Below are 20,769 nucleotides of genomic sequence, written 5' to 3'. Positions count from 1 at the left end.
CTGCGCACCGAGACCCACCAAGGGGAGGGGTTCAACGAGCTGCGTTTTGAAGACCAGGCCGGACAGGAAGAGATTTATCTGCACGGTCAGAAAGACCTGAATGTGCTGATTGAGAATGATGCGGCCTGGCATATCAAGCACGACGAGCATCGGGACATCGATAACGAGAGGGTGACCCGCATCAAGGCCAATGACCACCTGACGGTGGAAGGTGAGAAGCGGGACCATATCAAGGGTGACCACTCGCTGACGGTAGATGCCAGCCTGCACCAGAAGCTGGGGCAGTCGTTGCTGGTGGATGCCGGACAAGAGGTTCATATCAAAGTCGGCGATAAACTGGTGCTGGAGGCGGGCTCCGAAATCACCCTCAAGGGGGGCGGCAGCTTCGTCAAGGTCGACCCCAGTGGCGTCAAGCTGGTCGGCCCCGGCATCAAGCTCAATGCAGGCGGCAGTCCGGGCAGTGGATCGGGCTGGGCAGGTCAGGCTCCGGTAGTGCCCAAAGGGGTAGAAGTGGTCAAGGCTCCCGATGCGGTGGAGTTGGTCAAGGCCGTACCCACGGAAAAAGCGATGGAAGCACTGCTCAAGGAGCAGGAGCCTGTAGAGAAAAAGCCCAAGGCCTTCTACCTCTTTTCTGAATAAGGACGCAGCATGAAGTTTGCATTTCCTATCCTCACCGCAGCAGGGGAAGAGTTCCAAGACGTCAAGGCATTGACTGCGCTGATCAACGGTGAGAAATCCGGTCACTATCTGCTCGGTAATCACAACAAGTGGCACGGTGGCATTCATATCAGCGACCAGAGTGCCCCCTGGTGCAAGGATAAGTATCCCGTCAGGGCGATTGCCGATGGCAAGGTAGTGGCATTCCGGATGATGAAGGATTACTTGACCTCTGAATTTCAGGGCGAATCCCTGCGCTATTCCAACTGCTTCTGCCTGGTGCAACATGAATATTGTGAAATCAATGCAGAGACCAAGGCGAAAAATGAATTCACCTTCTATTCGCTCTATATGCATCTGCTGCCCTGGGATCACTATCAGACCGCCGAGAAGCTGGTGCTGAAAAAGGGATGGAATGCGCGCAATTCCGTTCCTGATGCCAATCAGCAGCGTGCCGATGCCGCCTTGCCCCGTTTCGCGCTGCCCAAAGATACCGAATTGGAGATGGACAGCAGCACGCCATCCCAAAAGGGGAGTGTCGGGGGCAAGGAGTATGATTTCATCAGGGTGACCATCAAGAGCAAGCTGTCCAATGCCCAGATGAAAGAGGCCGAGAAGGCGGGAGTATTGGTCAGTGAAGGGAGCTCGGTCTGGATCGCCAATAGTCCGGACGCGGTCGAGGCGATTAAACCCAATCTACCGAGCTGGCTAGATGACCAGATAGAGGCCGAATTACTGAAGAATATGGCGGGGCGTGCCGATCCCGTCCCGGATGACAAAAGCGGTCGTCTGATGGCAGGCAGTGGCAGCGTCTCACTGCCTGTGGGCACCAAAGTGCAGTATGATGCGCACCAACTCGAATTCCATTGGATGGGTGACAAGGCGCGCAAGATGGCGAGATGCAACTATGTGACGCCGAGTGTGGAGGGTGCACCAGGTCGCTGTGGTGTGGCCTGGGTGTGCGTCGAGGATGAATTTATCAAGGTGAATGTACGCGTCCCCTCCCATCTTGGCGAGATCTATGTGCTGCCTTCGCCAGTCGCTATCGCGGCGGGTGACACCATGGGTTACCTCGGTCTGGTGGAAACGCCGGGTTCCCTCATCGGAAGGAAACAAAGCAAGCATCAGGTCCATCTTGAGGTATTTACTCAGGACCCTCGTCTTGACGATGTGCTGGCCAACAAGGCCGGTACCAAGGGGGGCACTACCTATGCCAAGATTCCGGCGGATCTGATCCTCCATGAGATGAAGAACAAGGAGTGGGTCGCCACCGATAGCAAGAGTCAGGAAGAATTGGTTGAATCCCCCAAGATAGAGAAAGATGTGGCAAAGCAGGAGTGGGTCTGCCTCTCATCAGGAAAATATGTCAAGAAAGAGCAAGTCGAGCTGCTGAGTCAACATGATTGGCTGAAGATTGGTTTTAAAAAGGTCGATGGTTCAGGCTCCGATGGCTATCTGGATCCCGAGGCGCCACCGACCTTTTTTAGCGATTTGGTCAACAGCTTCGATACCGACAAGAGTGGCGAGCTTAGCAGTGAAGAGATTAAGGCTGCCTTGCAAAATAGCAGCAATAGAGAACAGTTGAACAAGCTTATCGTCAAGCATCCCAGTGAGTGGTATGAAAAATCGTCAGCCAGTAGTTATCTATGGTTGGACAAGTTGATGGCCAAAATTGGCTTGCCCGATTTTGACCAACTGGTGGATCACGAAAAACAGCGTATCGATAAGCTGGAATGGATGCAGAGTGCAACAGGTCTTAACATCAGACCAGATATTTGGCATATATATCCTATAGCCATGTATGGAAAGAAAAAAAATAGGTTCGTATTAAACTATACAAAATATAACTATGCATTAGAAAAAGCGTTAGAAAAACAAATGGCAATACCTTCTAAATACGCACCTAAAGTGGGTAATTATAAAATAGCAAGTCGAGATGAAGTGTTAGTCAATCTAACTCCAGACGATGATATTACTAAAGATTCTATTTATCAGTTTCTTGATCTTTCTAAGTGTTCAGAGATTTCAGATGATGAACTTAATAAGTTTTTATTAGGGCAGGGAGTTCTCGAAGGGAAAGGGGCTGTGTTTGTATCAGCAGCCAAGAAATATAATGTTAGTGAAGTGTATCTTGTTTCTCATGCATCACTAGAAACTGGGCGGGGTACATCAGGTTTTGCACGAGGAAAAGAATATAACGGGACTAAAGTCTATAATATGTATGGCATTAACGTTAGAGATGACAAACCGTCATTAGGAACAGAATATGCTTATAGCAAAGGATGGGATTCTATTGAAAAAGCAATAGATGGTGGTGCTAAGTGGATATCTGATAATTTTATTAATCATCCGAGATATAAACAAAATACTCTTTATAAAATGCGTTGGAATCCTGCATCACCTGGTGAGCACCAGTATGCTAGTGATGTTCTATGGGCTAAACATCAAATCCCTAACATGAAAAAACGATTTGATATTTTTCCTAATGCTATTCTACATATAGATATTCCAGTTTATGAGGAATAATTAATGAGAAGTATATTTAGTGTCATCTTTCTATTTTTTTCTTTTAGCGTGCAAGCAGCATGTGAAAAAGTCAGTTTTGATGAAATCAAGAAGAGTTCTGATAATGTTTTTTACGATGTGTCAAATATTATCGTAACATCAAAAGGTAGAGTTTTTTTTCACGATTTCCCTATTGATAAATGTAAGTCAAAAAAATTCATTATTAATGGCGATAAAGCTATATCATATGCTTCATATAATGGATTTCAATATATTAATTATTTAGATAGAAATGGTGAGGTCCATACAGGATGGATTGAATCATCTCGCGTCAGTAAAAAAGAAACATCATCAGAATATTTAAATATTAAAAAAAATGATTTTTCTATACATTTCAATGGCCATGATATAAAAGTCGGTGCTAGTTATAGTGAGATTGTTGGGGTATTCGATGATTTTAGTGAAACAACAGATGATGGAAATGGATTTTTAGACGTATTTAAGACGATTAATGGGGTGGATTATAAATTCTATCCACATGATTTTGATTTCATATATATAGAGTCATCAAATCTTAATTATGAAAGATTAAAAAGAGATTTTGATGATTATAGAATAACTAAAATTATTCTCAAGAAAAGTATAGGGTTCAGTAGTAGAGGAATTTATGTTGGAAGTAAAATGCTTGACGTTGTAAAAGTGTATGGTGTTCCAGCATCTAAGAAAGATGGTGCTTTTATTTATGTGAATGATAATTACACGATAAAATTTGTTGGTTCTGAAGTAGTTAATGAAATCGAAGTTTCTATCAATCCGATATGAACGTGTTGATTAGTGAACAGTTCTAGTTATAACCTGACACCGTCTTCAAACCGGTGTTGTATGGAGACCAGTTGGTGATGGGGTGAAGCGCCTTTCCCATGGAATGTTGACTTAAAGAGGATGGTGGCGATCAGATAACAATCTCTTCAGTTAGTTCCATTCAAGCAGTATCCAGTATCGACTTGAGAAACAACGCCGAAGATTGGCGATTGATGAGCTCTTTTTTTGGCGGCTGCAATTTACCAAAAAGAAACCCGCCGGCGGCGGGTGGAAGGATTGCAACACTAACCAGGAGGAGGAGGTGTTATCCAGTAGACCCTACCCCTGCGTAATAGTTCAATTTTATTGAGTTTTTTCATTTTTGATGTCGACTTTGCATCGGGATCTGGGGTTCTGGATCGGTTATCATTCCGGTCCCGTCATCCGGTTGTTGAGGACTTATGCCCGCATTCTCCTGGTTAGCGCTCTTCTTTGGCGCGTTTTACTTTGTCTACGGTGCCTATCTGCCGTTCTGGTCGCTCTGGCTGGAGGGGATAGGGGTGAGCGCCGAGATGATTGGCCTCTTGTTGGGGGCGGGGATGGCGATCCGCTTTGCCGGCAACCTGATGGTGATGGGGCAGATCAAGGGGGCGGGTCACCTGCTGCCAGTGACGCGGCTGCTCTCCCTGCTCAGTCTTCTGGCGTTTCTCGGGTTTTATCTCAGCCACAACCTCTGGTGGTTGGTGGCGCTGACTCTGGTGGCGAACTTTATCTACCCGACCCTGATGCCGGTGGGGGAGGCGCTGGCTACTCGCATGGTGGTGCAGGCCCATCTCGACTATGGCAAGGTGCGCCTGTGCGGCTCCTTCGCCTTTATTGTCGCCTCCACTCTGGTGGGGGCCCTGGTGGGCAATTTTGGCAGCGACTGGATCTTGCACACCATGGTGGCCGGCTTGCTGCTGATGCTGCTGCTGAGTTGGTTGCCGATCCAGCCGGTGCCACAGGATATTCAGGGTGAGCGGGAGCGATCCTCCCTGCTGGATACCCTGAGATCTCCCCAAGTGCGCCGTTTCTTGTTGATCACCGCCCTCCTGCAGGGCAGTCACGCCGCCTACTATGGCTTCAGCGCCATTTACTGGAAGGCGCAGGGCTACAGCGGTACCACCATAGGTTATCTGTGGGCGCTGGGAGTGGTAGCCGAGATCTGCATGTTCGCCGCCGACAAGCGCTTCCTGCAGCGCTACGGGGCCCAGATGTTGTTCACAATCGGTGCCATCGGATGTGTGGTGCGCTGGACCCTGCTGGGCGCCTCGACCGAGATCTGGGTGCTGGTGCTTGGGCAGTTGCTGCACTCGGTCACCTTCTGTGTCAGTCATCTGGGGGCGGTACGCTTCATGACGCGGATGTTGCCCGCCGAGCAGATGATCCCCACCCAGTCTCTCTATGCCGCCATCGGGCTCGGCATGACGGTGGCCGCGTTGATGGCGCTGTGCGGCGTGTTGTTCGAGCCCCTCGGCGGCAGCATCTTCTTCCTGATGGTGCTGGTGGTGCTGCCAGTGTTCTTCTTGCGTCTCAGGCCACAAACGGTGGCTGCCTGATGGGGACGTACGGGGCAGGAGGGCCATGTGCTTATCCTGCCCCCATGACTTTTGACCGCCGTCTCTCTAGACTGGCGGTGGTTTGAACCAATTTCCAGGATGGACAAGGGGTTATAGATGCACCAGGGATGGCTGCTGATCGGATTGTCGCTCGCCTATCTCGGCTTGCTGTTTTTGATCGCCTTCGTGGCGGACAAGCACAAACGCCACCGGCTCAAGGGGCAACCCCTGCTCTACAGCTTGTCGCTGGCGGTCTATTGCACCTCCTGGACCTTCTTCGGGACGGTCGGACAGGCCAGCGAATCCCCCTGGTCGCCGGTGCCCATCTATCTTGGCCCCATGCTGGTGTTCCTGTTTGGCTGGCGCCTGCTGGCCCGCCTCATCCTGGTGGCCAAGCGCGAGCACATCACCTCCATCGCCGACTTTATCGCCGCCCGTTACGGCAAGTCCCAGCATCTGGCCATGGTGATCGCGCTGATCGCCATCATGGGCATACTCCCCTATCTGGTATTGCAGCTTAAAGCCATCGTCACCGGGCTGGATCTGCTGATGGTCAACTCGGTGCCTGCCGGCCCCGCTGGCAATACCGCCGAGCTGGCCTTGGGCGTCACCCTCTTATTGGCCCTGTTCAGCATACTGTTCGGCACCCGCCATCTGGATGCCACCGAGCATCACAGGGGCATGGTGGTGGCCATCGCCTTCGAATCCGTGGTGAAACTGCTGGCCTTTATCGCGGTGGGGGGCTTCGCCCTCTGGCTCATCCTGAGTCAGCCGAGCCCGGAGCACACCCGGGTTGCCAGCGATTTCCTGGATGCCGTGGTGTCCGTCTCGCCCGGCAATCTGCTGGAGCTGGCCATCTATACGGTGCTGGCCATGTGCGCCGTCATCTGCCTGCCGCGCCAGTTCCATGTGACCGTGGTGGAGAACAACCAGGGCCAGGATCTGCACTGGGCGCGCTGGATCTTCCCCCTTTATCTCTTTGCAATGGGGCTCTTCATCTGGCCGCTGGCGCTGGCAGGCAAGCAGTGGGTGGGGGCGGACATGGCCTCCGATACCTATGTGATCAGCCTGCCGATGGCCCTCGGCTTCGACGGCATGGCGATGCTGGCGTTTCTCGGCGGCACCTCTGCGGCCACCGGCATGGTGATCGTCTGCACCATCGCCCTGGCCATCATGGTGAGCAACGATCTGGTGCTGCCGGTGCTGTTGCGCCGCTTCTGGCAACAAGGGCGGGACGAGAGGCTGGTGCGTCTGCTGCTGCGGGTGCGCCGGGGGGCCATTTTGCTGATCCTGCTGGCGGCCTGGGGGCTCTACCTCTGGCTTGGTGATCTTACCAGCCTGTCGCGCATCGGCTATCTGTCGTTTGGCGCCGTGGCCCAGTTTGCTCCCGCCCTGCTGCTCGGCCTCTACTGGCGACACGGCAATCGCAAGGGGGTCTATCTTGGCCTCGCCCTCGGGGTCAGCCTCTGGTTCATCACCCTGCTGGCGGAGAGCGGTCTGCTGGCCGGTTCGCCGCTGGAGGCCCTGCTGGCCCCTCCCGACTGGCCTGCGTTTCGTGATCTGAGTCTGGGGGCCTGGTGCATCTTCCTGAGCCTGCTGCTCAATGTCATCGGCTATGTGGCCGGCTCCCTGCTGTCGCGGGCGGCGGTGAGCGAGCGGTTGCAGGCGGCCAACTTCGTCGGCAATGCCAACCGTGATACCACGGCCCTCTATCAGGCGCGGGTCTCGGTCAAGGAGCTGGAGATGCTGGCGGCCCGCTTTGTCGGCTCCAGCCGGGTCAAGCGTGCCTTTGGTCGCTTCGCCGGGGAGCATGGCGGCACCCTGGCGCCCCAGATGCAGGCCTCCGCCGAACTTATCGCCCACACCGAGCGGCTGCTGGCGGGGGTGTTTGGCACCTCGTCGGCCCGGCTGGTGCTTGCCTCGGCCCTGCAGGGGCGCAACATGCAGCTCGAGGAGATCGCCACCATAGTGGACGAGGCTTCCGATGTGTTTCGCTTCAACCGCGGCCTGTTGCAGGGGGCCATCGAACACATAGGGCAGGGGATCTCGGTGGTGGATCGGGAGCTCAAGCTGGTGGCCTGGAACCGGCGTTATATAGAGTTGTTCCGCTATCCCCCCGGGCTCATTCAGGCGGGACGCCCCATCGAGGAGATCATTCGCTACAACGCCCAGCAAGGGCTGTGCGGCCCCGGCGACATCGAGGATCAGGTGGCCCGTCGGGTCGCCTTCATGAAGAAGGGGAGCGCCCACATCTCGGCCCGGGAGCGTCCTGACGGCCGGGTGCTGCAAAACTTCCTCACCAATGCGTTTCGCTACAATCCGGGCGGCCGGGTGTTGCTCGGTTGTCGCCGGGTGGGGGACAAGGTGCGCATCGAAGTGTGGGACAACGGTCCCGGCATTCCGCAGGACAAGCAGGAAGCGATCTTCGACGAGTTTTCCCGCCTCGATCACTCCCGCACCACCCGGGAGCAAGGGTTGGGATTGGGGCTTGCCATCGCCCGCGGCATCTCGCTGGTACTGGGTCATCAGCTCACATTGCGCAGCTGGCCGGGAGCTGGCTCGGTGTTTGCCATCACCCTCAATCAGGCGACCCGCCCCGTCACGCCCCAGTTGCCGGTGGCACCCGTGGTGCGCGACAGCCAGCTGGAGGGGGTGCGGGTACTCTGCATCGACAACGAGCGGGATATTCTGGTGGCGATGGCCTCGCTGCTGGAACGCTGGGGCTGCGAGGTGCGCTGCGCCCTCAATCAGAGCGAGGCAGAGGGGATAGTGGCGGAGGGCTTCGTGCCGAGGCTGGTGCTCTCCGACTACCACCTGGATGATGACAAGACGGGATTGCAGGCACTGGATGGGCTGCAGCAGGCTCATGGCGACCATATCGGTGGCATCATCATCAGCGCCGATCGCAAGAGCGAATTGCAGGCGCAGATCCGCGAGCAGGGTTATGGCTACATCAGCAAGCCGGTCAAACCGCTCAAGTTGCGTGCCCTGATGAACAGCCTTTTATTGCCGCCGCAGTGAGCAGGCTCACAAAATTAATCAAATCATGAAACTGTTCGGTGCGATATGAAGGGACGGGAATGGCGAGGATTGCCGCATCAATCCTCACCAAATCATGCTTTTTGCCAAACCTGACTCCCATCTCCTGTCATTTCTGCTAGGTAGCGGTCCGGATCGCCCCCCTCTATAGTCGGGGGGCGATTTTTTATGTCGCGAATGAAGTGTGTTAAGGGCAAACCGATTGAAAAATCGGGACGCAAAGCTTCCGGTCTAAGGGTCAGCAGTACCTAAGATAGCGGGGCCACCACAGGTCGTTGTGCTCCTTTTGCCAAGGAGGAGCTGCTGTCTGCATTACCTGTCAGGGGCGTCGCCCTTTTCGTTGCAAACATAACGAGATAGGGAAATACAACAATGCCAAGTCCAAAACCAACCATGCTGGCCCTCGCGGTCGGTCTCTTCTGTGCATCTTCCGCCTACGCCGCGCCGCCCGGTAAAGCCACCATCGGCTGGGGCCCCACCAAGTTTTCCATCATTGAGGTGGATCAGGCCGCGACCTCCTACAACAACCTGGTCAAGGTGAAGGATGCCGCCGATGTCGAGGTGAACTGGAATCTCTGGAGTGGTGATCTGGGCCAGACAGCCAAGGTCCTGCTCGATGGCCAGGAGGTGTGGTCCGGCCCCTCCGCTGCGTCCGGCAGCGCCACCTTCAAGGTAAAAAAAGGGGGCCGTTACCAGATGCAAGTGGCCCTGTGCAACGCCGACGGCTGTACCCTCTCCGACAAGAAGGAGATAGTGGTGGCCGATACCGACGGCAGCCACCTGGCACCGCTCAAGACGTCGCTGCAGGAGAACAACAAGCCTTACGCCAACAAGTCCGGCAAGGTGGTCGGTACTTACTATGTGGAGTGGGGCGTCTATGGCCGCAAGTTCACCGTGGACAAGATCCCGGCCCAGAACCTGACGCACATCCTCTACGGCTTTACCCCCATTTGCGGCGGGGATGGCTTGAACGACAGCCTCAAGGAGATCGAAGGAAGCTTCCAAGCGCTGCAACGGGCCTGTGCCGGCCGCGCTGACTTCAAGGTGGCGATCCATGACCCCTGGGCTGCCGTCCAGATGCCGCAAAGCGGCCTGACCGCCCATGATGAGCCCTACAAGGGCAACTTCGGTGCCCTGATGGCCCTCAAGCAGGCCTACCCGGATCTGAAGATACTGCCGTCCGTGGGGGGCTGGACCCTCTCCGATCCCTTCTACTTCCTCGGTGACAAGACCAAGCGCGACACCTTCGTCGCCTCGGTGAAGGAGTTCCTGCAGACCTGGAAATTCTTCGACGGCGTGGATATCGACTGGGAGTATCCGGGTGGCCAGGGTGCCAACCCGAAACTCGGCAGCCCGACCGATGGCGCCACCTATGTGGCCCTGATGAAGGATCTGCGCGCCATGCTCGACGAGCTGGAAGCCCAGACGGGTCGCAAGTATGAGCTCACCTCCGCCATCGGTGCCGGTGGCGACAAGATTGAAGACGTGGATTACCGCGCGGCCCAGCAGTACATGGACCGCATCTTCCTGATGAGCTACGACTTCAACGGCGGCTGGAGCAATACCGAGCTCGGCCACCAGACCAACCTCTATCCGGCCAGTTGGGATCCCGATACCAAGTACACCACCGACAAGGCGGTCAAGGCGCTGCTTGGGCAAGGGGTCGAGCCCGGCAAGCTGGTGGTCGGTGCGGCCATGTATGGCCGTGGCTGGACCGGTGTGAGCGGCTATCAGGCCGGCAACCCCTTTACTGGTACCGCGACCGGCAAGGTGAAAGGGACCTGGGAAGATGGAGTAGTGGACTATCGCGACATCGTCAACAACCGCATGGGCAGCGAGTGGGAGAAGGGCTACGACGAGGTGGCCGAAGGGCCCTACGTGTTCAAGGCGTCGACCGGCGATCTCATCACCTATGACAACGACCGCTCGGTCAAGGCCAAGGGGCAATACGTGCTGGCCAACCAGCTCGGCGGCCTCTTCTCTTGGGAGATCGATGCCGACAACGGTGACATCCTCAACGCCATGCACGAGGGGCTGGGCCACGGCGAGGGCATCACGCCGCCGGCCAACAAGCCGCCGGTGGCCAATGCGGGCAGTGATCTCGCCGTCACCGGCCCGGCCGAGGTGACCCTCAATGGCGCCTCTTCCCATGATCCGGAAAGCGGCGTGCTCACCTACAGCTGGAAGCAGGTCTCCGGCCCGCAGGTTACCCTGCTCGACGCCAGTCAGGCCAAGGCCCGGGTGGTGCTTGATGGCGTGACAGCCGACATCAATCTGGTGTTCGAGCTAACCGTCACCGACGATCAGGGGCTCTCGGCCAGCGATCAGGTGGTAGTGACCAACAAGGCGCCCCAGCCCAACCTGCCACCCGTGGTGACGGTACCGGCCAGCACGACCGTGGAGTCGGGCAAGCAGGTGACCATCAAGGCCAGCGTCTCCGATCCCAACGGCGATGCCCTGACGTATCAGTGGAGCGTACCGGCTGGCCTCAGTGCCACCGGGCAGGATAGCCCCACCCTGGTGGTGACGGGTCCAAGCGTGACCAGTGACACGGCTTATGACCTGACTCTGACGGTATCCGATGGTGCCCTGGATGCCAGCGCCAGCAGCCGGCTGACCGTCAAGCCCGCCAGCACGGGTGGCGGTTGCGAGGTCAGCGATCCGGATGCGGCCAACTGGCCAGCCTGGCAGGCGAGCCAGACCTACAACAGCGGGGACAAGGTGAGCCACAACCAGCTGGTGTGGCAGGCCAAGTACTGGACTCAGGGCAATGAACCGAGCCGCACGAGCGACCAGTGGCTGCTGGTGAGCAAGGTTCAGCTGGGTTGGGATGCCAATGTTGCCTACAACGGCGGCGATCTGACCAGCCATAATGGCCGCCAGTGGAAAGCACAATACTGGACCCGTGGCAATGAACCCGGCAAGCATGAAGTCTGGCTGGACATTGGTGCCGCCAGTTGCAACTGATCCTGGTCCATGAAGGCAGGCTCTGCCGCAAGGGATGGCAACCCGGTGCTATGGTGACCGACGGGGTATGTGAGTGACATTGTTGCTTACATCCTGTCCCACAGGGAGCGTCGGCCGCCAAGCCTGACCGGGGAGACTCGTCAGCTGTGAGACCTTGCCTTGAGCTGAGCCAATCATGGTAGAACCGTAACACCATAAAAAGATGGGGCCTGTGGGCCCCATCTTCATTTGCTGGAGTTCAGGTTTGGCCGTAGAGAGGTTGGCCAGGACAGGACAGCACCCTGGAGGCGCTGCGAGGGGATGCATTTATGTAATTTTACTACTTGGTGTGTAATGTTGTCAGCCGTTCACGCGCCATAACGGAAGTAGTACTGGCGTGTTGACGGGGCATACGCGTCTTTCTCGACGACGCCATTTTTGCGGGTCGCACCTTTAAGGTGGAACAGTACAGCCAGATTCTCAAACATGATTAACCTCATCGCTCTGTTATTTATGATTGGTTGTGTGACCTCGGTCACGGTTTGATCCTAGGAGTATCTGTGAGTTGGATCAACTTTTTGTGTTGTAAATTTACATAAATCATGGAAAGGGTTTTCAAATTCAAAAGCCCTTATGGAAAGGATTTCATGTCGCCCGTTACAACGCCTGTTACAAGAGGGACCTGGTGTCCCGGATTGGAAAGCAGAGTCCTTCAGGCTAAGTCGGGAGAAACGGGATAAAGCAGCCAAGCATTATGAGGCACTGACCGGTAGGCATTTCATCCTGGCATTACGCCTGTTTTGTGACCAAAAACAGTGAGATAGCTGGCCTCTTGCTGGTTAAATCGACGAACTGCTGTAATTTTGACTAAACGCGCTTGTGGGGATTATTTTAGGGTTGACAGCAAAGCGGGTGATGCCTATCATGCGCCTCCGTTGCCGGAGATAACTTCGGTGGCCCGAGGTGAGTTGGGGTTATAGCTCAGCTGGGAGAGCGCTTGCATGGCATGCAAGAGGTCCGCGGTTCGATCCCGCGTAGCTCCACCAAATTCTTCTCGGACAATCTGGAATCAAAGGGGTTATAGCTCAGCTGGGAGAGCGCTTGCATGGCATGCAAGAGGTCCGCGGTTCGATCCCGCGTAGCTCCACCAGATTCTCGATTGTAAATTGCAGTACCCAGGGCAGTGTGGTGTGTACACCCAGGCCGACCTTTGTGGGGTTATAGCTCAGCTGGGAGAGCGCTTGCATGGCATGCAAGAGGTCCGCGGTTCGATCCCGCGTAGCTCCACCATTATTGAAGCCGACAGGCTGACGACAAGCGGCATCCAGAACCGTTTGTCGGGTAGAAAATTTGGGGTTATAGCTCAGCTGGGAGAGCGCCTGCTTTGCACGCAGGAGGTCTGCGGTTCGATCCCGCGTAGCTCCACCATCATTGAAGCCGACAGGCTGACGACAAGCGGTGTCCAGAACCGTTTGTCGGGTAGAAAATTTGGGGTTATAGCTCAGCTGGGAGAGCGCTTGCATGGCATGCAAGAGGTCCGCGGTTCGATCCCGCGTAGCTCCACCATCTTCTTATTAGAAGAACGTTGAAGGCCACCGCATTGCGGTGGCCTTTTTGTTTTTCCTTGCCCGTTATTTTTTCCCTTGCTTCCCATACGTCGTGCCACTCACAGATCCCGGCGGCAAAAAAGCCCGCACCAGGCGCGGGCTTTGGGGCATGAGAATGGGCGTCACCGTGTTTAGCGGCGGCGTCGCCAGGCCAGTGGTAACAGGGCCAGCAAGCCCAGGCCAAGGGCGCCGCCACCTGACGAGGAGCCTGGCTTGGCCGCATCGCTGCCCAGTTTGAGATCAACGATGACGGGATCATGGTCGGAGGCGCTGAACGGATTGTCGGATTTGATCATATCGCCGGTGAAGCTGCGACCATATTCGAACAGGTTGCTCTCGAACGAGTTGATATGCCAATCGGCGACCCCGAGTACCTTGCCGGCCAGCGCCGGATTGGCGAGGGCGTAATCCAGGGTGCCGAGCTCGGCCTCATAGCTGTAGGAGATGGCCTTCTCCTTGTTGAATTTCACGTTCAGATCGACCAGACCGTAGCTGCGAGTCACCTCCTGTCCCAGCTGCTCATAGGGCTGTTCGCCGAGATAGGAGTGGGAGGCCGAGACAATCTTGCGCTCGCTGGTGGCCGGGTTGTAGTCGGTCAGTACCCGGATGGGATCTTCCTTGGCGTAGGAGTTGAAGTCCCCCACCAGCAGCATCTGACCGGACAGCTTGCTGACCGCATCCCCCAACACCTTGGCAGCGGTGACCCGGAACTCGGTGCATTTGCCCTGCAGATCGGCGGGTTCGCTCTTGCCATCACCATTCTCGTAGCAGCCGGATCCCTTGGATTTGAGGTGGTTGACCACCAGGGTGAGTGGCTCCTTGCTGCCCTCGACGGTGAACGTCTGCACCAGAGAGTCACGCTGGGAGGCGCGCTTGGCGATGCCACCCACTGTGTAGCGCTGTTCCGGCATCTGGATGAAGCTGGCATCGCCGGCGGGAGTGAGCAGGGCGGGGCGGTAGATCATGGCAACCATGATGGCGTCGCCGCCGAAGAACTTGCCCTCGGTGAGGGCCGTGGCGGGCAGGCGAACATAGGCATAGTGCTTGCTCGCGTCTTTTTGTGCCTGGTTGAGACGGGTGACCAGATCATGGAGGGCAGAGGTATCGTCGAAGCCGTTGTTCTCCATTTCCATCAGACCGAGCAGGTCGGCATCCATCTGGGTGATGGCGTTGACAATCTTGGTGCTCTGTTTCTGGAAATCCTCCAGACTCTTGGCGCCCCGGTTGCAGCCCTTGGCGCTGTCCGCATCAGCCTGATCCTGGCACAGTACGTTGAGGGCACCGCCCACGCTGGAGTGGCTGGTGAAGTAGTTGAGCACGTTGAAGCTGCCGATCCGCAGATCCGAGCCTGTAACGCGATCCGGTGCATTCTGGCGATCGTTGTCACTGGTGCGCAGCAGATCTCCTATGGTGATGGTCTGCTCCCGGGGGACGATGAGGCGATACTCGCCGAAGCTGTAGCCCACCATGGCTTCCAGATTGACCGGCGCATCGCCGATCCGCAGGTAACCCTGCTCCGGCTCCCAGGCGGGCAGCCAGGGCAGTGTGCCGTTAGCGGCCTTGAAGTCTGATTCCAGGAACACCCGATTGCCGGCATTGGCCGAGGCCAGTGCCTTGGCCTCGCTGCTGCCAGCCACATGCAGCTGGGTTGGCTTCATCAGCGGTGCCTGGTGGGCGAGCACCAAGTTGTTGCGTTTAGCGGCATAGTCATAGCTGAAGTTGCGGCTCACCTTGAGCAGGCTGTCGGCATCGAGGCGCACCCGCATCCCTTCGTGGCGCTCCAGGGACCGTGCGAGGTTTTCCCCTTCCAGTACCCGCAATGGCACTGCGGCCGGGGCTTGCGTCTGGGTCAGGACCTGCAGGCGCGGGGTAGTGCCGTCAAACACGGGCTTGAGCTGGGTGTGGCCGTAATACTCCTCGACCCTGGCCTCCAGGCAGACTTCGGCGCCCGGCTTGATGTCCGGGTACTTGCTGGCGAAGCTCTTGTCGTTCAGATAAACAAAGATGCCGTCCGACGTCTGGGGATTGCCATCGCCCTGCACATCCAGCAGGTAGAACCCCTTGTTGAGGCTCTCGCCAAGGGCGGAGACCACGGCCTTGACCGTGACGCTCTGGGGGCTCACGAAGCTGTCGTCGGGCACCAGGGGGCTCTTGTCGCCACTGCCCTGGATGGCGGGGACAGGAGTTAAGGACGCATCGGCCGGGCAGGTGAATCCAGCCGCGTAGAGAGACGGGGACGCAAGCGCCAGCCCCACGGCCAGCGATAGCAGGGTACGTGTACCTTTCATAGGTGTTCCTTTTTTATTTTTGCCAGTATTTCCATAGCCTTGGCTCCTTGACCAAGGGCGCGCATTGTCACATTTCCGGCATGTCATACCAGTGAGCCAACGCACATAACCGGGATGTCGGCGCCTGAGACATCCCTTTTTTTGACTTGGCTAACACACTGAAATAAATGATAAAAATGTTATCTGCATGCGCGATTGGAGCCAGGTGACCGGCGTCGGTTACATAATTTTCTTTGAAAATGAAGATTGAGACTCTGGTGGTTAATTCCTATACTTGATCCGTTCCTAACGGAACCCAGGTAAAGGGCAAACCGGTAGCGATGCCGGGACGCAATGCCTCCGGTCTGTCTGGGTAGTCAAGACAGATAGCGGGGTTCCCCTGGGTGACAGTCGTGTCTGTGGCGCGTCCATCGCCAGTTGTCTGCACCTATCACGCAGGTTGCGATTGTTCTTTGTCCTGGTGACCCATGCCAAGACAAAACAAGGAAGATAACAATATGCAACAAACCTTAAGGCCCAGCCGGCTCGCCATGCTGGTGGCCCTTGCTGCCATGCCCGCCTGGGCGCAGGCGGCATACCCTGCCTATCAGGCCGGCACGGCCTACAAGGCTGGCGATGTCGTCAGCAACGTCGGCAACCTCTACGAATGCAAGGAATTCCCCTACTCCGGCTGGTGCGGTGCGTCTCCCTATCACTACGAACCCGGCGTGGGTTCGGTCTGGGGTGATGCCTGGAAACTGTTCAGCGAGGGGGGCGGTAATCCGGATCTGGGGCTCGTCGTCAGCTCTCCCGCCGTTGGCAGTGCATTTGACGAAGGGACAGAGGTTGCGCTGGCGGTGACCCTGAGTGGCAACAGCAGCGCGCTGGCGAAGGTCGAGTATCTGATCGATGGCCAGCCGGTGGCGCAAGTGAGCGCCTCTCCCTGGTCAGCCAGCTGGGTCGCCAGCGGAGTGGGGGCCCATCAGCTCAAATCCCGGGCGCTGGACAAGGACGGCAAGGTGCTGAGTGAGGCGGACGCCAGTTTCAGCATCAATGCCGTGGTGGCGCCAGAAGCGCCCAAGGTGAACATCAGCAGCCCGGCCAATGGTGCCAAGGTGACCCTGGGCCGCAGCGTGGCGGTGAGCGGCAATGTGACCGACGCCAACAACGATGTCGCCAAAGTCGAGCTGTTTGTCGATGGCAAGAAGATAGGAGAGGACACCAGCGCGCCCTGGCAGGTAAGCTGGATCCCGCAAGCCAAGGGGGTGGCGGCACTCAAGCTGGTGGCGACCGACAAGGCAAACCTCACTGGCGAATCTGCCCTGGTCGACGTGCAGGTGGAAGAGGCTACCCTGCCACCCACCGGTGGCAACCTCTCCTGCGACATCCGCCAGATCTACCGCCCGGACGGCTACGAGTGCATGGGGGATGACCATGCCCGCCGGGTCATCGGTTACTTCACCTCCTGGCGTACCGGCAAGAACGGCCTGCCCGCCTATCTGGTCAACGATATCCCCTGGGACAAGATCACTCACATCAACTATGCCTTCGCGGCGGTGGATGAACAGAGCCATACCATCAAGGTGGATGACTCCGCCACCAAGATGACCTGGGACGGAGTGCCGGGCGCCGAGATGGATCCCGAATTCGCCTACCAGGGCCACTTCAACCTGCTCTCCAAATACAAGAAGCAGTACCCGGACGTGAAGACCCTGATCTCGGTCGGTGGCTGGGCCGATACCCGCGGCTTCTACACCGCCACCACCAAGGGCGACTGCTCGGTCAACACCGCCGGCATCAACGCCTTTGCCGACTCGGCGGTGAGCTTCATCCGCCAATACGGTTTCGATGGGGTGGATGTGGACTACGAGTACCCCACCTCCATGAAGGATGCGGGCAACCCGAATGACTTCCCGCTCTCCAACCAGTGCCGCGCCAAGTTGTTTGCCAACTACGAGGTGCTGATGAAGACCCTGCGTGAGCGGCTCGACAGCGCCGGCACCGAGGATGGCCGCAAGTACATGCTGACCATCGCCTCGCCGGCATCGGCCTATTTGCTGCGCGGTATGGAGAACTTCCAGGTCACCCAGTATCTGGATTACGTCAACCTGATGACCTATGACTTCCACGGTGCCTGGAACCATTTCGTCGGTCACAACGCGGCCCTGTTTGACAACAATGCCGACCCCGAACTCTCCCACTGGGGCGTCTATACCCAGACCCAGTTCGGCGGCATCGGCTATCTGAATGCGGCCTGGTCTGCCCACTACTTCCGCGGCGCCCTGGCGGCCGGCAAGATCAACGTGGGTGTGCCCTATTACACCCGCGGTTGGCAGGGGGTGAGCGGCGGTACTCACGGCCTGGGTGGCAAGGCGGCCTTGCCGAGCCAGAACGAGTGCCAGCCGGGCACTGGTGGCAGCACCATTCCGTGCGGCAATGGGGCGGTCGGCATCGACAACATCTGGCACGATCTCGACAAGAACGGCAAGGAGATCGGCGGTGGCGCCGTGCCCATGTGGCATGCCAAGAACCTGGAGCATGCGGCCAGCCTCGGCATCACTACCTTGCCGAGCTATGGCACGGCCTGGGGTCTGGATCCCAACAATCCGGCGCACGTGATGCAGGGACAATATGTCCGTTACTACGATGACAAGGCCCATGCGCCCTGGCTGTGGAACGAACAGAAGAAGGTGTTCCTCTCCACCGAAGATGAAGAGTCCATGGGCCACAAGCTCGACTACATCATCAAGCGCGGTCTGGGCGGCGTCATGTTCTGGGAGATGGCGGGTGACTACGCCTTCGATCCGGCCAAGAACGAGTACGGCATGGGCAGTACCCTGACTACTCTTGCCTACGAGAAGTTTGCCAAGGCCGCGCCTTACAATACCCAGCAGAACGATCTGCCGGCGCCGAGCGCCCAGCTCGACATCCAGGTCAGCCTGTATGGCTTCAAGGAAGGGGACTCCAACTACCCGATCAACCCGAAACTCAAGCTGGTCAACAAGTCGACCCAGACCATTCCGGGCGGCGCCAGAATCGAGTTCCTGGTCCCCACCTCCACCTCTGACACCATCACGGATCAGAGTGGCATGGGGCTCAAGGTGGTCGAAAGCGGTGGCAACGACAACTCGGAAGGCATCGCAAACGAGAAGGACTTCCACAAGGTGGCCATGAACCTGCCGGGCTGGCAGACCCTGGCACCGGGAGCCGAGGTGGAAGTGGCGATGACCTACTATCTGCCGGCCGCCGGCGTACCGAGCGGGATGCGCATCATCAGCGGCAGCCAGACCATAGGTCTCAAGGCCGAGTTCCCGACCCTGCCCGAAGCGGTACTGGGCACGGGGGGCACTGGTGGCGGTGGTTCCGATGGTTCGACCTGCAGCAGCCAGAACGTGGATCCGGCCTCCTACCCGGCCTACCCGAGCTGGCCGCGCGGGGATCACGCCAGCGGCGGCGATCGCATCACCCACAACAAAGCGGTGTGGCAGGCCAACTGGTGGACCAGCAGTGAACCCAAAGCCGGCGACGGCAGTTGGAAGTCAGTCTGTAGCTATTGATTTTAAAATCAATGTGATAAGTGAGGCTTCGGCCTCACTTTTTTTGTCTGATTGGTCGCTCTGCTGGAAAAAGCGTCTGCCTTTCCTGGCCGCTGCTCTCTATAATAGAGTCGATTAATAATCAGATGGATGTCAGCATATGGCGAGTATATTGGATTCAGTTGATCAACGAACCCAGCTGGTGGGCGAAAACCGCCTGGAGTTGTTGATGTTCCGCCTCGGCACCCGCCAGATGTTTGCGATCAACGTCTTCAAGGTGAGGGAGGTCGTCAAGTTGCCCCACCTCAACAAGATGCCGGGGTCCCATCACAACATCAGCGGCGTGGCCAATATCCGGGGTACCTCGATTCCGGTCATCAACCTACGCAGCGCCATCGGCATGCGCCCCATGCCCATCGACAGCGAATCCAACCTCATCATCACCGAATACAACCGCACCATTCAGGGCTTTCTGGTGGGGCAGGTGGCCAATATCGTCAATATGACCTGGAAGGATATTCTGCCGCCGCCGCGTTCCGCCGGGCGGGCGAACTACCTGACCGCCATCACCCGGATCCCGGAGGACGGGGTCGATCAGATCGTCGAGATTATAGACGTGGAGAAGGTGCTGGCGGAGATCATCACCTATGACATCCGCATCTCGGAAGAGGTGCTGGATCGGGAGATCCTGCCCGAGATGCACGGTCGCAAGGTGCTCATCGTGGATGACTCCAGTACGGCCCGCAATCAGGTGCGTGAAACCCTGGGGCAGCTTGGCCTTGAGGTTATCGAGTGTCAGGATGGCTTGCAGGCCCTCACCCTGCTCAAGGGGTGGTGCGATGCGGGCAAGAAGGTGACCGACGAGATCCTGCTGATGATCACGGATGCTGAGATGCCGGAGATGGACGGCTATCGCCTGACCCACGAGGTGCGCAGCGATGCGCGCATGGCCGATCTCTTCATCACCCTCAACACCTCCCTGAGCGGCAACTTCAACGAAGCCATGGTCAAGAAGGTGGGGTGTGACCGCTTCATCTCCAAGTTTCAGCCCGACTTGCTGGTCGGAGTGGCGCAGGAGCGTCTGCGCCAGGTGCTGGAGCAGTAAATTTCGTGTGTCTTTGATAAAACAAACATCCCGCCCTGGCGGGATGTTTGTTTATGGGGAGGAGGTCGGTATGAAGGACGGGTTAGGCCTCAGCGCTCTAACAGAGGCTCGATGAAACGGGCCACCTTGTCGCGGATTTGCGGCTGGGCGGCTGGCGTCGGATGGATGCCATCGTTCATCATGAGTTCAGGGCGCAGCGCAATATCATCCATGAAGAAGGGGAGCAGCGGCAGTTTGTTGGCCTCGGCCAGTTCCGGGAAGATCTGCTCGAACTGGCGCAGATAGCGGGCACCATAGTTGCGCGGCAGCTGGATCTGGGTCAAGACCACGCGCGTCTGGTTGGCCTTGGCCAAGGCAATCATGTCGGCCAGGTTCTTGCGGGTGATGGCCGGCGCGAAGCCGCGCAGACCGTCATTGCCTCCCAGCTCGATCAGCAGCCAGTCCGGCTGGTGTTCTTCCAGCAGGGCGGGCAGGCGGGCCAGTCCCCCCTGAGTCGTTTCGCCGCTGATGCTGGCGTTGATCAGGGAGTGCACAGCCCCTTCATTTTGCCACTTCTGGTTGAGCAGGGCAGGCCAGCTCTGCTGGGCCTGCATCTGATAACCGGCACTCAGGCTGTCCCCCAGCACCAGCAGGGTCTGGGCCTGAACGGATGAAATCAGGAAACAGAGGGCAAACAGAATACGCGCCATAACATCAACTCCCTTCAGT

At 57.3% G+C, this 20,769-nt stretch carries 10 protein-coding genes, 5 tRNA genes and 2 riboswitches; of the genes, 13 read left to right on the top strand and 2 right to left on the bottom strand.

The window, feature by feature from the left end:
• From BN1123_RS05560 to BN1123_RS05510, 11 genes are all read left to right on the top strand, one after another.
• Positions 1 to 639: bacteriophage T4 gp5 trimerisation domain-containing protein (locus BN1123_RS05560; protein WP_042025778.1), on the top strand; the 639-nt coding region annotated here is incomplete at its 5' end.
• A 9-nt stretch (positions 640 to 648) separates the two neighbouring features.
• Positions 649 to 3,183: a glucosaminidase domain-containing protein gene (locus tag BN1123_RS20440; RefSeq protein ID WP_052449245.1), complete on the top strand. Its 2,535-nt coding sequence runs from the start codon at positions 649 to 651 to the stop codon at positions 3,181 to 3,183.
• Positions 3,184 to 3,186: 3 nt separating this feature from the next.
• Positions 3,187 to 3,984: a hypothetical protein gene (locus tag BN1123_RS21275; RefSeq protein ID WP_156130391.1), complete on the top strand. Its 798-nt coding sequence runs from the start codon at positions 3,187 to 3,189 to the stop codon at positions 3,982 to 3,984.
• 440 nt (positions 3,985 to 4,424) lie between these two features.
• Entirely contained in the window at positions 4,425 to 5,561 is a 1,137-nt protein-coding gene (locus BN1123_RS05545) for a 3-phenylpropionate MFS transporter (protein ID WP_042025776.1), read from the top strand.
• Positions 5,562 to 5,678: 117 nt separating this feature from the next.
• The gene (locus tag BN1123_RS05540) at positions 5,679 to 8,582 is read left to right on the top strand and encodes a hybrid sensor histidine kinase/response regulator (protein ID WP_042025775.1); all 2,904 of its coding nucleotides are present in this window, start codon (positions 5,679 to 5,681) and stop codon (positions 8,580 to 8,582) included.
• Positions 8,583 to 8,782: 200 nt separating this feature from the next.
• Positions 8,783 to 8,870, top strand: a riboswitch (cyclic di-GMP riboswitch).
• A 102-nt stretch (positions 8,871 to 8,972) separates the two neighbouring features.
• Positions 8,973 to 11,567: a glycosyl hydrolase family 18 protein gene (locus tag BN1123_RS05535; RefSeq protein WP_042025774.1), complete on the top strand. Its 2,595-nt coding sequence runs from the start codon at positions 8,973 to 8,975 to the stop codon at positions 11,565 to 11,567.
• Positions 11,568 to 12,516: 949 nt separating this feature from the next.
• Positions 12,517 to 12,592 (top strand) — tRNA-Ala (locus BN1123_RS05530).
• 28 nt (positions 12,593 to 12,620) lie between these two features.
• A tRNA-Ala gene (locus BN1123_RS05525) sits at positions 12,621 to 12,696 on the top strand.
• A 64-nt stretch (positions 12,697 to 12,760) separates the two neighbouring features.
• Positions 12,761 to 12,836, top strand: a tRNA-Ala gene (locus BN1123_RS05520).
• Positions 12,837 to 12,898: 62 nt separating this feature from the next.
• Positions 12,899 to 12,974, top strand: a tRNA-Ala gene (locus BN1123_RS05515).
• 62 nt (positions 12,975 to 13,036) lie between these two features.
• A tRNA-Ala gene (locus BN1123_RS05510) sits at positions 13,037 to 13,112 on the top strand.
• A 172-nt stretch (positions 13,113 to 13,284) separates the two neighbouring features.
• Here BN1123_RS05510 and BN1123_RS05505 read toward each other — a convergent pair.
• The gene (locus tag BN1123_RS05505) at positions 13,285 to 15,441 is read right to left on the bottom strand and encodes an ExeM/NucH family extracellular endonuclease (RefSeq protein ID WP_042025773.1); all 2,157 of its coding nucleotides are present in this window, start codon (positions 15,439 to 15,441) and stop codon (positions 13,285 to 13,287) included.
• A gap of 295 nt (positions 15,442 to 15,736) precedes the next feature.
• A riboswitch (cyclic di-GMP riboswitch) is annotated at positions 15,737 to 15,823 on the top strand.
• 115 nt (positions 15,824 to 15,938) lie between these two features.
• On the opposite strand from BN1123_RS05505, the gene BN1123_RS05500 reads away from it, so the two are divergent.
• Both BN1123_RS05500 and BN1123_RS05495 read left to right on the top strand, forming a co-directional pair.
• Entirely contained in the window at positions 15,939 to 18,977 is a 3,039-nt protein-coding gene (locus BN1123_RS05500) for a glycosyl hydrolase family 18 protein (RefSeq protein ID WP_052449244.1), read from the top strand.
• Between the two features lie 139 nt (positions 18,978 to 19,116).
• Positions 19,117 to 20,061, top strand: coding sequence for a chemotaxis protein CheV (locus tag BN1123_RS05495; RefSeq protein WP_042025772.1), 945 nt, complete (start codon positions 19,117 to 19,119; stop codon positions 20,059 to 20,061).
• 89 nt (positions 20,062 to 20,150) lie between these two features.
• On the opposite strand, the gene BN1123_RS05490 is transcribed toward BN1123_RS05495, so the two are convergent.
• On the bottom strand, positions 20,151 to 20,750 hold the full coding sequence (locus tag BN1123_RS05490) for an arylesterase (RefSeq protein WP_026458101.1): 600 nt from the start codon (positions 20,748 to 20,750) through the stop codon (positions 20,151 to 20,153).
• Between the last annotated feature and the right edge of the window lie 19 nt (positions 20,751 to 20,769).

This window comes from Aeromonas enteropelogenes (assembly GCF_000819845.1).
In the GTDB taxonomy this organism is placed as follows: Bacteria; Pseudomonadota; Gammaproteobacteria; order Enterobacterales; family Aeromonadaceae; genus Aeromonas; species Aeromonas enteropelogenes.
Note: the sequence above shows the minus strand (reverse complement) of the source record. Positions and strands in the feature narration are given on the sequence as shown.